Origin of the sequence: Stutzerimonas chloritidismutans (assembly GCF_051486945.1) — a bacterium.
GTDB classification, from domain to species: Bacteria; Pseudomonadota; Gammaproteobacteria; order Pseudomonadales; family Pseudomonadaceae; genus Stutzerimonas; species Stutzerimonas chloritidismutans_B.
The window spans coordinates 810,899-823,404 of sequence record NZ_JAHVDX010000001.1; the positions used below are offsets into that span (position 1 = coordinate 810,899).

A 12,506-nucleotide genomic window follows, 5' to 3' on the forward strand; every position below is an offset into this window, starting at 1 on the left:
TGGCCTCTTCGAGGCAGCTTCGGGCCTTAGCCCGGCGCTGCAGGTGAATACGTTCGATTGGCGGACCGATCCGCCGGAACGACCTACGCCGCGGTGCTGGCCGCGACCTGGTAGGCCGTGAACTTGCGGATATTGATCACGCCGGTATCGAGGATCAGGTATTGACCCTTGATGCCGCGCAGGGTGCCTTCGACCACCGGCGTCTTTTCCAAGTCTAGACTGACGATCTTGGTCGGGTAGGCTTCGACGGGGTACCGGATCTCCAGCACCTCGGCGTCGGCAATCGGCTGAATCGCCTGCAGACCGTAGCGCTGCTGCAAGCCCTGCAGCCCGTCGGCGCAGGCGTCGAAAATGCGTTCGCGGGTTTCGATCAGGTCGATCGACTCGGCCTCTCCCTTGAGCAGCGCACGCCAGTTGGTGCGGTCCGCGACCTGGCTGCGCAGCAGGTCCTCGACCATCCCCGATTGCTGCCGTGTAGCGACCCGCATGATCGGCAGCGCCTGGCTGGCGCCCTGGTCCAGCCAGCGCGTCGGCAGCTGCGTGGCGCGGGTGATGCCGACCTTGATGCCCGACGAATTGGCCAGGTACACCACATGGTCGGTCATGCAGAAATCCATGCCCCACTGCGGGTCACGGCAGGTGCCGAAGTCGTGGTGGCACTTTTCCGGGCTCATGATGCAAATGTCGCACTGCGGCAGTTTCTTGAAACAGGGATAGCAGTAGCCCTGGCTAAAGCTCTTGTTCGTTTTGCGTCCGCAATGGGTGCAATTGATAGCGCCGAGGTATTCCAGCCGCAGGGTTTTGCCGATCAGCGGGTTGACCGGCACCTGCTGGTCGTCGAGGCGAAACGCGTACTGCGCCTGTTCGCCCAGTTGGATCGACATTTTGCTCAGCGCGCCACGTCCCAGTTCGAGCATCAGTGACGGGTCCCGGAAGCCGGAGCGAACAAGCTGGTATCGATAGGCGCCTTGTTCTTGCTCTTGGAGGCGCATTCCTGGCCACCCATGTAGCCGGTGCGCTCTTCTTCCGGCAGGTTCTTCATCTCCCAGGCGATCATGGCGCCTAGGCAGGTTTCCTTCTGCTCGGGGGTGAGCTTGCGACCGTCGCTCCACTTGCCCAGCTCGACAGCGGTTTTCAGGTTTTCGTAGATTTCGGGGGTGATGTTTTCAATAGCTTCGATAAAGGACGACATGGCCGGGCTCCCGGAAAAAACAAGCCGGCATTCTAACGGAAAAGCGGCACGAAGCCCTCAGGCCATCCGCCGGCGCGACAGCACGCCGCCAATGACGCCGGTTAGGCAGCCGGCAACCAGCCCGCCGACGTGCGCCGCGTTGGCAATCGCCAAAGCACCGAAGCTCACCACTTCGATCAGCCCGGTCAGGCAGATCACCAGCCAGAGCAGCATCAGCACAACCACACCCGGTGGCAGGCGATAGGCGTCGTCCGGCGCCAGCTTCTGGAACAGCCAGCAGTGCCCGAGCAACCCATAGAGCACACCGGACAGCCCACCAAAAATCCCCGCCCCGCCAAAGCCATACTGCGACAGGTTGGAGACGACGCCGAACAGGAACGTCAGCGCGAGCAGCATCCAGGCACCCTGGCGGTATTCGATACGCCGGCCAAGCTCCCAGTACCACATGCTGTTCATCGCCAGGTGCAGGATGCCGAAGTGCACGAATATTGGGGTGATAAGCCGCCACCATTGCCCGGCAGCAAGCGTCTGGCCGAGCGTCGCGAAGTAGGCGTACTCACCGTCAACACGAAAATCGCTGAAGGTCAGCCAGCGGATGGTGTCCAGATTTTCGCCAAGCATCGTGATGACCGCAGCGATCAGCGTCAGCACGAGTACCGCGGTGGTCAGGGGGCTGCGTTTGAGGCTGGCGACGAAGCCGCCTCCACGCCGGGGCGATTGCTCAGCCACGACAGCACCATCCCCGTGCGGATAACGCTGATAGAGTTCGCGGACCTGCTCGGCTGTCTCGGCTGGCACCCTGAGCACCTGCTCGCCTGCCTCCTCGGACACGCGACAAGGCACCCGGAGGCGTTGCAGCAGCGCGATGAAACCACTGAGATCCTCCGACAGCGGCAAGCGCAGCGCTTCGACGATCACCATCTATTGCTCCACTTCCACCCAGACGAACTTGGCCGGGTCGAGCAGGTGCTCGCGGTCCAGGCGGTAAGCCACCAGCTTGCCGTACTTGACCGCGCTGTAGTCCAGGCATGCCAGATTCGGCCGGATCGGCGCAGGCGTGCCGCTGCGCCAGTAGTGCCCAACGAACAGCAGGGGATCATTCGGCCCGTAAAGAAACAGGCGGCTCTTCTGGCTTTGGCTCAGCGGCATGCGTGCGGCCTGCTCGGGCAGCCCGTCAGGCTGAAAGACCACGTCGCCATAGGTCTGCGGGTTTTCTTCCCAGAACTTGGTGCGAAAGACGCTGCGTGTGAAGCCTTCTTCGCTGGTCAGGGTCACGCCTTTGGGCAGCGGCATGTCCGTCCCACGCAACAGGCGGTCGAGCGCCTTGGCAGCGAAGCGATCCGGGAACGCCGCGTCGGCCAGAAAGGCCGGGTCGATGCGACCGTCCTGGAGGCGCTCGCGCAGCGGGTCGATGACCTGGTTGTCCCAACAGGCATGCACTACGCGAAACCGCTCGCTTTCCAGGTACAACGGCAGCTCGAGGAACCACTCGCGAAATGCACGCCACTCGTCCGGGTAGTGCTCGAATTGCTCGAAGGTCTGCTCCAGCAGCTTGGCATAGCGCGGCGTATGGTCGCGAACGTAGGTCCGGCCACTTTCTGGCGGTGCCGGCGTGAACCAGCCCAGGGCGTTGAATTCATGGTTGCCCATGATGCAGATCGCCTGCCCGGCGTCGACCATGTCATGGACCAGGTGCAATGCCTCGCGGATACGCGGCCCGCGGTCGATGATGTCGCCAAGGAAGATCACCTGACGCCGGGGATGACGCCAAACACCGCCGTGCTGCCGGTACCCGAGCAGGTCGAGCAGGTGCACCAGGGTGTGGGCGCAGCCATGCACATCACCGATCAGGTCGTAGCCGCGCTCCGGGTCGACAATCACTATTCCCCTCCACCGAGGCGGCTGCCCCAGCCCAGCTTGGTGCGGCAGACCTCGTAGTAGTTGTGGTCCAGCGGATGGATCAAATGCAGCTTCTGGGACTTCTTGCGCACCGTGACGGTGTCACCCGGCGCGCAAGTGAAATGGTTCTGACCGTCGCAGGACACCTGCGGATATATCTGCATGTTGGGTGAGACAACGATCTTCAGCTCGCTGTTGCCATCGACGACGATGGGCCGGCTGGACAGCGTATGCGGGTACATCGGCACAACGACGATGGCATCCAGGCGCGGATGCATGATCGGCCCGCCTGCCGACAGCGAGTAGGCGGTAGAACCGGTAGGCGTCGCGATGATCAGGCCGTCGGCCTTCTGGCTGCAGACGAACTGGCCGTCGATGTAGAGCTCGAACTCGATCATCCGCGTGGACTTGCCTGGGTGGAGCACCACGTCGTTCAGCGCGTCGCCTTCACCGATGGACTCTTCCAGCCGCCTGACCTGCGCCTCGAGCAGGAAGCGATTTTCCAGCGTGTACTCACCTCGCAGCACTTCGGCGACCTTCTGCTCCAGTTCATCCGGGCGGATGTCGGTCAGGAAGCCCAGGCTGCCGCGGTTGATGCCGAGCACCGGGACGCGGTGACGGGCCATGGCGCGTGCCGCACCAAGCAGGCTGCCGTCACCGCCGACCACAATCACCAAATCGCAAGATTCGCCCAGGCGCTGGCGCGAGGACGTCTGCATGCCGTGACCGGGAAGCACTTCGGCAATGTTCTCCTCGAGGATCACGTGCAGGTGGCGCTCGACGAGAAATTTCTTCAGTCGGCGAATCGTATCCAGGACCTGGGAACTGCCAAGGCGCCCGATGATGCCGATGTTGCGGAACTGATCCATTGAAGCTCCCTGGTAGGCGTGACGTGTAACGGGCCGGGGCCGGCCGAAGCGTAACAGGCACTAGATTGGTGTCACGCGGGGGTGTTCGAGTTCAACGCCTCGGCAGTGCCAGGCCGCGCGAGGCTGCGGCTGCGCGATTATGGGCGAAAGCCGGAAGTGGCAGCAAACCATCCTCGGCTATGCTGCTCTCATGACACTCCCCCGACTCGACGAACTGATGCCGATCCTCGCGCACCCGCAAGTGCGGGATCTTGCCTGGACGGTCCTGTCGCCGCCCATGCTTAGCCAGGTGCCCGCACCGCAGCGGCATCCGCTGGCTGCCAGTCACTGGGCGATGCGGCCCGATGGCCTGGCCGACTGGCTGCTGTCGCTCGATCGTCGCCCCGATCTGCTTCTGGCCTGGCTCGCGCAGCACAGCATCCGCCGCCTTGGCCTGTACTACGAGCGCCTCTGGCAATTTGCGGTAAGCCAGGCGCCCGATGTCGAACTGTTGGTCGCCAACCTGCCGATCCGCAATGGCGGTCAGACACTAGGCGAGCTGGACCTGATCCTGCGTGACGACGAGGGCGTTCATCATGTCGAACTGGCGGTCAAGTTCTATCTCGGCCAGGACACGGGTGAGCGGCGCCGTCACGACCACTGGCTGGGCCCCGGCAGCCACGACCGGCTGGACATCAAACTGGAACGACTTTGCGCCCATCAACTGCGCCTGTGCGACACGCTCGAGGCCCGTGCGCTGCTCTGCGAGCTGACCTGCCGCGACATCGCAAGCGCGCTGTGGCTCGGTGGCTACCTGTTCCGACCGATGTTCCATCTCGGCGAACTGCCTGAAGGCGCGAATCCAGACCACCTCGGCGGCAGCTGGATTCGCTATCAGCATTGGCTCGCTTCGGGCGATGCCGAGCAGGCCTGCTGGCAACCCCTGGCAAGGCCCGCCTGGCTGGCCCCGGCACGGTTCGAAGCAGAACAGCTGAGCGGTACGGACGACTGGCAGCGCTGGCACGAAGCGTTTGCCCGGCGTAACCAGGCACGACTGATCGTCAGGCTCGTCGAGACGGCCGACGGTTACTGGATCGAGCAGGAGCGGTGTTTCGTCGTCCCCGATACCTGGCCGGAGAGCACCGGCGGCGACGCTTGAACTGTCATCCATAGCGACGATACTGCGCGGTCTAGTCCCATTGACGCTGACAACCTTTACATGACCGATCCAGCCACCTCTTGTCCTCCTGGACGTACCGACAGCTCTTGGCGCATCTTTCTGATCTTCCTGCGGCTCGGCCTGACGTCCTTTGGCGGGCCAGTGGCGCACCTAGGCTACTTTCGAGACGCCTTTGTCACCCGGCGCGGCTGGCTGGACGAGCGCAGCTACGCAGAGCTGGTTGCCCTTTGCCAATTCCTACCTGGGCCTGCGAGCAGCCAAGTCGGCATCGCCCTCGGCCTGCTGCGCGGCGGTAAAGCAGGAGCATTCGCAGCCTGGGCGGGTTTTACTTTGCCCTCGGCCATCGCACTGACGCTGTTCGCGCTGGGCCTGACAAGCTGGGATAACGCCATGGCCAGTGGCCTGCTGCACGGCCTGAAGATCGTCGCCGTCGCCGTGGTAGCGCAAGCGGTTTGGGGCATGGCTCGCAGCTTTTGTAGCGACGGCATCCGCGTCGGTATAGCGGTGGTGGCGGCAATGTTGACATTGCTATTACCGGCCGCTTGGGCACAACTCGGCGTCATCCTGATCGCCGGGTTGCTAGGGCTTGCGCTGTTCCGGCCGGGCAAGGACGCGGCGCGGCTGACCATTGCCCCGCGCATCGGCCGGACCACGGGCGCGTTGCTTTTGGCGGCGTTCTTCGGCTTGCTGTTGATACTGCCGGTACTGGCTGCGGCATCGGACGCGCCGCTGATCGCGCTTCTCGACACGTTCTATCGTGTCGGCGCGCTGGTGTTCGGCGGCGGGCACGTCGTGCTTCCCATGCTGGAAGCCGAGGTAGTACCGAGCGGCTGGGTCAGCCAGGACACCTTCATGGCCGGCTACGGCGCTGCGCAGGCAGTGCCCGGGCCGTTGTTCACCTTCTCGGCATTTCTCGGCGGGGCGATGGTCGGTGGAAGCCCGCTTTATGCAGCGGCCTGCCTGGTGGCGGTGTTCGCGCCCTCGTTCCTGTTGGTGATGGGTGTGCTTCCCTTCTGGGCTCGCCTGAGCGCGAACCGAAGCCTGCAGAGCGCGCTTGCAGGTGTCAACGCGGCGGTGGTCGGGCTGCTTCTGGCGGCGCTGTACGACCCGGTTTGGACCAGCGCCATCCACGACGCTACCGACTTCGCGCTCGCCTTGCTGGCGCTGGCCGCTTTGGTTTCCTGGAAAATGCCACCGTGGCTGGTCGTGCTCGGTGGGGGGCTGCTCGGCTGGCTTCTGCCCGGCGTCTAATCAGCCACTGCGCTCGGTCCGCCCGCCGGAGCGAGCCAGGTATCCACTACCCCGCTCGCATAGAAAGACGTTGAGCTGCTCAGGCCCAAGTGCGTTCAAGCCACCACGCAGGTGGTAGGCAGCGAACCCCAACTGGGTCAGCAGGAAGACCCCGTTGGCGCTGCGCTTGCCGCTGTCGCAATAGCACAGGTACACCCGGTCGGACGCCAGCAGGCGGGTCTTCAGGCGCAGCAGATGCAACGGCATATTCAGCGAACGCGCCGCGTGCCCACGCTCGTACTCGTCGGTCAGGCGAACGTCCAGCCATTGCGCCCCTTGCTCGATCAGCGCTTCGGCATCATGCAAGCCGACTTCAGCGACTACCGGCTCCTGCAACAACGCGATGAAGTCCTGGCGAGCCAGGCGCAGTACTGTCCCATCCTCGAGCAGCGAAACGGTAGCGTTGCGTGGAGCCTCGGTAAGCAGCGCCTCTTCGCCGAAGCAGGCACCGACGGCCAGCTCCGCCACCACTTGGCGCTGGCTGCCCAGGCCGGTAATCACCTCTGCCCGGCCGCGCTTGAGGAAGTAGCAGCAGTCACCGGCCTCGCCTTCCTTCAGCAGGACGTAGCCGGCGGGCAATTCGATCTCGTGGAGCCTTCCAAGCATCTGACGAACGTTCTCGACGGGGACCTTGGCAAACAGCGGATTGTCGAGCAACTCCTCGAGCCATTCGGTCAGCTCACCTGCCGTTGCGAGTTCGAGCAGCAGGTCGGCGTCCGCTTGCTGCCGTGCGACCAGGCCGTCGAGCAGTTGGCTGTCGACTTGCAGCACACTCGATTCCTCTGCGGCGACGGCCCGCCTCAGCGTAACGCCTGGCACGATCGCGCAACCGCTTTCCGGCGAACCCGCTGCCAGGATGCGCTCGCCGTCAGCGCCCTGCACCACCAGCGCACCGCTTACCAGGAAATAGCTCGTCTCCGTACCGGCGTCGCCTTCGAAGAGGGCTTCATGACGAGCCAACCTCCGGGGCGCCAGTTGATCACGCAGCTGCTGAAGCTGCCTCGGCGCCAGCGCATTGAGCGGGAAAAAAGTACGTACCTGGTCTGCGAGCAGCGACTTGTTCATCCATGTATTCCACAGAGCGTTGGATCAGCGCAGCAGTTCGTTCAGGCGTGGCAGGGCAGCTCTCCTACCCTGGAGGCCCCCGGTGTGCACGAAAACGAGCCGCGTACCGCGGACAAAATACCCGGCCTCGACATGAAGGCGCAATGCCATCATCGCTTTGGCGGTGTAGACCGGTTCCAACGGTAGGCCGCTTTCAGCTTCGGTCTCGAACATGAACCGGGCAAGCCCGGCGTCGAAGCGCGCGAAGCCACCGCGGCTGGCGTCGAGCAGGTGGTAGGGCCCGGCATCGACGCCGGCTTCGTTCACCAGTTGCCGAACGGCATCATCAAGCTGGTGCGATGCAGGCCCGGCGAGCGCGCCGAAGACCGGCCGCCGCGTACTCGCGGCCTCGCCAATCACCAAACCGGCCACGGTGGTTCCGGTGCCAGCCGCAAGCCACCAGCCCTGGTGATCGGCCCAGCCGAGGCGCGGCAGCTGCACCTCGGCCAAGGCCACCAGGGGTGCGCAGCCTCGTGCGCCTGGTAGCCCGCCCCCTCCTTCGGGAATGCAGTAGAGGCCTGGATAGCGCAGTCGCCAAGCGTCAAAGAAATTAGCCTGGTGGCGGGCGCGGTAACCGCCATAGCCGAGCCAGTGCAGGGTCATGCCGAAGTGCTGGAGATCGTCGGTCGTCGGGGTGACTTGCGGCTCGCCCCGCAGCAGGCCGATGGTTGCGAACCCAAAGCGCTGGCCTGCGGCAGCAAGGGCGTGAAGATGATTGGAGTGCGCGCCGCCGAGACTGATCAGCCCCGTGGCGCCCGCTGAGCGCGCCGCCTCAAGGTGGTGGGCGAGCTTGTACCCTTTATTGCCGGAGAGCAGTGGATCGACCTGATCGAGCCGCAGCACCGCCACCTGGACGCCGGCTTCGTCAAGCCAGCCCAAGCGGAGCGGCTCCAAGGGTGGAGTGGAAATGTCGAATGACAAGATGGGGGAATGTCAGCTGCCGGTACGTAGGCGGTCGAGCGTACGATGGCGAGCACAGCAATTGGATTCGCCAACGACGAAACGCGACGGTGCGTCGACCTTGTCCAGCGGCATGCTGCAACGCTCTCCGCTGGGAAGCGAGGCGACGCAGGTCGGCTGCTGGAAATGCTGAACCCACTGACGGTACTGCTCTTCGGACACGCCGCATTTCGTCGCCGCGTAGGCCAGCGGGTTGCTTTGATAGCGCGCCATGTCTTGCAGTGGAATGGTGAGATGCCCAGCGCCAGGGTGATACGCCATGAACAGCACGCCGATTCGTGACAGGGCCTCGAGCGTTCGCTCGCCGCTCTGTTCGGCCAAGGCTTCGCAGCGCTTTTGCAACTGTTCGATTTCTTCCTGCAGCTGGGTGTCGAGTTCGTTGCGGTAAGCCAGCTCGACGTCACGGATGGCGACCTGCTCCTTGTATTCGGCAACCGCAGCGTCGACTTGCACTTGCAGGTCCTCGACAAAGCGCTCGCGCGCGGCCTCGGCTTCAGCACGGCTGTTTTGCTCCAGCGCGCGAAGCTGGCGGCTCATTTCTTCACGGGTCTTCTGGAAGCCTTCGGCCTGCGCCGTCAGCTGCTCGCGCAACTCGTCGGCGAAGCGTTCCTGTTGGGTCAGCTCTGCGCGTAGCGAGGCGATCACCTCTTCCAGGCGTGCCTGCTGCTGCGCAGCCAGTTCTCTCAGCTTCGTACTTTCAAGTTCGCGGGCCTGCTCGAGATTAGCGATGCGCAGGCGCTGCTGCTTAATTAACTGTGCCGCCTTGAGGCGTTGCTCCTGCTCGAGTTTTTCGGCCCGGCGCGTCGCAACATCCTTGCCTGTGTCGGTTGCATACCAAGTGTCCTCAGCCACCATTTGCAGTCGCTCGGTCGGTACTGGCGCCGGCACTTCGTCCTCGACCAGCAAGCCAAGCTGGTTGCGCTTGATGCGGTCACGCAGCATGACGAAGTGATTGGCACCTTGGGTCATCTGCGGGTCCCAAAGGTGCATCTGATGCCAGGAGACAGGACACTGGCTGCGGCATGCCAGGCGAATGGGCCCAGCACCCAGGTCAGGGCCACGGCCGGTGCGTTCGGCCAGACTGCGCAGCGGAATGTTCCAGCCGCTGTCGGCCGAGCCGTCGTCGTTGAAATCGAGATAGAAGAACACCGCGGCGCGGATTTGCAGCCGGGCATTGACCAGGACATAAGCGACGCGCATCTGCTGGTCGGCGAACTCTGGCATGCAAACGAGCCCGTCCAACATGGCTTCGAATTCGGGGTAGAGCATTTCCTTGCAGATACCGCTGTCGTTGAAAAACAGTACGGCCTCGACCGTCTGCGGCTTGATCTGCATGCTCGGCATCCTTCACGGCTGATCTCGTAGCGCACCCGAACTGCGCTGTGTGGCGGCAAGTGTAGGGGAAAAAGACGAACGGGCAATGTGATTGGGTTGGCAGCCGATCCGGCGGCGGCAAATCCGCACGGTGCTCGTGCCGGGAATTTGTGACCGGGTTGGCTGCTCAGTTTTTGCTCGCGGACAGGAGAGGCGCCAGCCGTTGTCCCATTTCAGCGCCCAGGGCTTGCAGCGCACTCATAGGGCGCACCATGACCTCGAACTCGACGATGGCGCCGTGTTGATCGAAGCGAATCAGGTCGATGCCCTTGAGCTGCCGCTCACCAACCCTGGCGCTGAACTCGAGGACTACGCTGGTGCCGTCCTCGCTGAAAAGCTCCCGGTGATAGGCGAAATCTTCAAACACGCCAAGCACGGTGGAGAGGATGAGTTGAACTGTCGGCGCGCCCGCGTAAGGCGTATGCGCCATGGGCGAGCGGAACACTACTTCGGGGTGCAGCAACTCGGGCAGACGATCCAACCGCCGCGCTTCGACCATCTGGTGCCAGCATTGCAAGCTTCGGGCGATCGCAGGTTCCGATGGTGCATTCATGGCTAGTCCCTCGGGTAAAGCGCCCCGGTGTGGGGCGCCGATGATCAGAGTTCGGCCGCCAGGCGCGAGCCCTGATTGATGGCACGCTTGGCATCGAGCTCAGCCGCGACGTCGGCTCCGCCGATCAGGTGCACCGTGCGGCCTGCTGCCTCGAGTTCACCCTGCAACTCGCGAAGAGGATCCTGACCGGCGCAGACGATCACGGTATCGACGGGCAGCACCTGCGGTTCTCCCGAGGCCACGCGGACGTGCAGCCCCTGATCATCGATGTGCAGATACTCCACGGAACTGATCATCTGCACATGCTTGTTTTTCAGGCCGGTGCGGTGAATCCAGCCGGTGGTTTTGCCAAGCCCGTTACCCACCTTGCTCTTCTTGCGTTGCAGGAGGTAAACCTGTCGCGCCGGTGCATGCGGAGCAGGCTTGATACCGGCGATGCCGCCACGCGCCTGCAACCCCAGGTCGATGCCCCACTCCTTCCAGAACGCTTCGCGGTCAAGGCTGGTCGACTGGCCGTCGTGGGTGATGAACTCCGATACATCGAAACCGATGCCGCCCGCGCCGATGACCGCAACGCGCGGCCCCACCGGCTTGCGCTGCAGAATGGCATCCAGGTAGCTGATGACCATCGGGTGCTCGATGCCCGGAATGTCCGGCGTGCGGGGCGCAATACCGGTGGCGAGCACGATTTCGTCGAAACCGCCGGCCAGCAGTTCCGCCGCCCCGATCCGGGTGTTCAGCCGGAGCGTCACACCAGTGTCGCGCACCTTGTGCTCGAAATAGCGCAACGTTTCGTAGAACTCCTCCTTCCCGGGAACGCACTTGGCGACGTTGAACTGGCCGCCGATTTCGCTCGCCGAATCGAACAACGTCACCTCATGGCCACGCTCTGCCGCTACCGTGGCCGCCGCCAGGCCTGCCGGACCAGCACCTACCACAGCAATCTTCTTCACCTGGGTGGTCGGGATGTAGTTCAGCTCGGTTTCGTAGCAGGCCCGCGGGTTTACCAGGCAGGTGGTGAGCTTGCCGCTAAAGGTGTGGTCGAGGCAGGCCTGATTGCAACCGATACAGGTATTGATAGTGTCGCTACGACCGGCGGCGGCCTTGTTGACGAAATCAGGATCAGCCAGAAACGGGCGCGCCATCGAGACCACATCCGCGTCGCCCTCGGCCAGCACCTGCTCGGCAATTTCTGGCGTGTTGATGCGGTTGGTCGTGACCAACGGGATGCTCACCTCGCCGCGCAGCTTGGCGGTGACCTTGGTGAAGGCGGCGCGTGGCACCTTGGTGGCGATCGTCGGAATCCGCGCTTCGTGCCAACCGATACCGGTATTGATCAAGGTCGCACCGGCACGCTCGATCGCCTTGGCCAGCAGCACCACCTCCTCCCAGGTGCTGCCACCCTCGATGAGATCGAGCATGGACAGCCGGTAGATGATGATGAAATCCGTGCCCACTGCCTCTCGCACCCGACTGACGATCTCGACCGGCAGGCGCATCCGGTTTTCGTAGCTTCCACCCCAGCGGTCGTCTCGGTGATTGGTATGCGCGACCAGGAACTGGTTGATGAAATACCCTTCCGAACCCATGATTTCGACGCCGTCGTACCCGGCCTGCTTGGCCAGGCTCGCGCAATTGACGAAGTCGCCGATCTGCTTCTCGATGCCCGCCTCGTCCAGTTCGCGCGGCGTGAAGGGATTGATCGGCGCCTGGATGGCGCTCGGCGCTACCAGTTGTGGGCTGTAGGCGTAGCGCCCTGCATGCAGGATCTGCATGCAGATCTTGCCGCCCGCTTCATGAACCGCTTGGGTGACGATCCGATGCTCCTCGGCTTCCGCCGCGGTTGAAAGTTTTGCAGCCCCGGCGCGTACCGAACCTTCCTCGTTGGGTCCCACGCCACCGGTAACGATCAGCCCGACCCCGCCCCGCGCGCGTTCCGCAAAGAAGGCCGCCATACGCTCGAAGCCATTGGGCATCTCCTCCAGGCCGGTGTGCATCGAGCCCATCAAGGTGCGATTGCGCAAAGTGGTGAAGCCCAGGTCCAACGGGGCAAGCAGATGGGGAAAGGCGGTCATGGTCAATCCTCGAGTCAGGCGGCACGAAGCA

Annotated in this window: 12 protein-coding genes; 2 read left to right on the forward strand and 10 right to left on the reverse strand. The window is 63.6% G+C overall.

Annotated features, from left to right (window positions below; all coding sequences use genetic code 11):
* Nucleotides 1-83 precede the first annotated feature (83 nt).
* The 5 genes from KXR72_RS03555 to KXR72_RS03575 are packed head-to-tail and all read right to left on the reverse strand — an operon-like array spanning nt 84 to nt 3,960.
* Entirely contained in the window at nt 84-917 is an 834-nt protein-coding gene (locus tag KXR72_RS03555; RefSeq protein WP_437419723.1) for a DUF2797 domain-containing protein, read from the reverse strand.
* Nucleotides 917-1,192, reverse strand: coding sequence for a YeaC family protein (locus KXR72_RS03560; protein ID WP_437419724.1), 276 nt, complete (start codon nt 1,190-1,192; stop codon nt 917-919). The genes KXR72_RS03555 and KXR72_RS03560 overlap by 1 nt, the downstream gene beginning before the upstream one ends.
* A 57-nt stretch (nt 1,193-1,249) precedes the next feature.
* The gene (locus tag KXR72_RS03565) at nt 1,250-2,113 is read right to left on the reverse strand and encodes a rhomboid family intramembrane serine protease (RefSeq protein ID WP_437419725.1); all 864 of its coding nucleotides are present in this window, start codon (nt 2,111-2,113) and stop codon (nt 1,250-1,252) included.
* Nucleotides 2,114-3,073, reverse strand: a complete 960-nt coding sequence (locus tag KXR72_RS03570) for a metallophosphoesterase (protein WP_437419726.1) — start codon at nt 3,071-3,073, stop codon at nt 2,114-2,116.
* Nucleotides 3,073-3,960, reverse strand: a complete 888-nt coding sequence (locus tag KXR72_RS03575; protein ID WP_437419727.1) for an NAD(+) kinase — start codon at nt 3,958-3,960, stop codon at nt 3,073-3,075. The genes KXR72_RS03570 and KXR72_RS03575 overlap by 1 nt, the downstream gene beginning before the upstream one ends.
* 190 nt (nt 3,961-4,150) lie before the next feature.
* Between KXR72_RS03575 and KXR72_RS03580 the strand changes: the two genes are divergently transcribed.
* On the forward strand, nt 4,151-5,098 hold the full coding sequence (locus KXR72_RS03580) for a DUF1853 family protein (protein WP_437419728.1): 948 nt from the start codon (nt 4,151-4,153) through the stop codon (nt 5,096-5,098).
* A 60-nt stretch (nt 5,099-5,158) separates the two neighbouring features.
* Entirely contained in the window at nt 5,159-6,370 is a 1,212-nt protein-coding gene (chrA, locus tag KXR72_RS03585; RefSeq protein WP_437419729.1) for a chromate efflux transporter, read from the forward strand.
* Here the strand turns inward: chrA and KXR72_RS03590 are convergent, their stop codons facing one another.
* The 5 genes from KXR72_RS03590 to KXR72_RS03610 all read right to left on the reverse strand — a co-directional run bounded on the left by KXR72_RS03590 (nt 6,371) and on the right by KXR72_RS03610 (nt 12,475).
* The gene (locus KXR72_RS03590; RefSeq protein WP_437419730.1) at nt 6,371-7,474 is read right to left on the reverse strand and encodes a cyclic nucleotide-binding domain-containing protein; all 1,104 of its coding nucleotides are present in this window, start codon (nt 7,472-7,474) and stop codon (nt 6,371-6,373) included.
* A gap of 24 nt (nt 7,475-7,498) precedes the next feature.
* Entirely contained in the window at nt 7,499-8,392 is an 894-nt protein-coding gene (locus tag KXR72_RS03595) for a 1-aminocyclopropane-1-carboxylate deaminase/D-cysteine desulfhydrase (protein WP_437419731.1), read from the reverse strand.
* A gap of 54 nt (nt 8,393-8,446) precedes the next feature.
* Entirely contained in the window at nt 8,447-9,808 is a 1,362-nt protein-coding gene (locus tag KXR72_RS03600; protein WP_437419732.1) for a chromosome partitioning protein ParA, read from the reverse strand.
* Nucleotides 9,809-9,974: 166 nt separating this feature from the next.
* Complete coding sequence (locus KXR72_RS03605; RefSeq protein WP_437420368.1) at nt 9,975-10,346, reverse strand: nuclear transport factor 2 family protein; 372 nt, start codon at nt 10,344-10,346, stop codon at nt 9,975-9,977.
* A gap of 98 nt (nt 10,347-10,444) precedes the next feature.
* On the reverse strand, nt 10,445-12,475 hold the full coding sequence (locus KXR72_RS03610; protein WP_437419733.1) for an FAD-dependent oxidoreductase: 2,031 nt from the start codon (nt 12,473-12,475) through the stop codon (nt 10,445-10,447).
* Between the last annotated feature and the right edge of the window lie 31 nt (nt 12,476-12,506).

What these genes read in the sequence shown, in the direction of transcription:
- KXR72_RS03555 (WP_437419723.1), bottom strand. Translation starts at nt 917, where the DNA reads ATGCTCGAACTGGGACGTGGCGCGCTGAGCAAAATGTCGATCCAACTG.
- KXR72_RS03560 (WP_437419724.1), bottom strand. Translation starts at nt 1,192, where the DNA reads ATGTCGTCCTTTATCGAAGCTATTGAAAACATCACCCCCGAAATCTAC.
- KXR72_RS03565 (WP_437419725.1), bottom strand. Translation starts at nt 2,113, where the DNA reads ATGGTGATCGTCGAAGCGCTGCGCTTGCCGCTGTCGGAGGATCTCAGT.
- KXR72_RS03575 (WP_437419727.1), bottom strand. Translation starts at nt 3,960, where the DNA reads ATGGATCAGTTCCGCAACATCGGCATCATCGGGCGCCTTGGCAGTTCC.
- KXR72_RS03580 (WP_437419728.1), top strand. Translation starts at nt 4,151, where the DNA reads ATGACACTCCCCCGACTCGACGAACTGATGCCGATCCTCGCGCACCCG.
- chrA (WP_437419729.1), top strand. Translation starts at nt 5,159, where the DNA reads ATGACCGATCCAGCCACCTCTTGTCCTCCTGGACGTACCGACAGCTCT.
- KXR72_RS03590 (WP_437419730.1), bottom strand. Translation starts at nt 7,474, where the DNA reads ATGAACAAGTCGCTGCTCGCAGACCAGGTACGTACTTTTTTCCCGCTC.
- KXR72_RS03600 (WP_437419732.1), bottom strand. Translation starts at nt 9,808, where the DNA reads ATGCAGATCAAGCCGCAGACGGTCGAGGCCGTACTGTTTTTCAACGAC.
- KXR72_RS03605 (WP_437420368.1), bottom strand. Translation starts at nt 10,346, where the DNA reads ATGGTCGAAGCGCGGCGGTTGGATCGTCTGCCCGAGTTGCTGCACCCC.
- KXR72_RS03610 (WP_437419733.1), bottom strand. Translation starts at nt 12,475, where the DNA reads ATGACCGCCTTTCCCCATCTGCTTGCCCCGTTGGACCTGGGCTTCACC.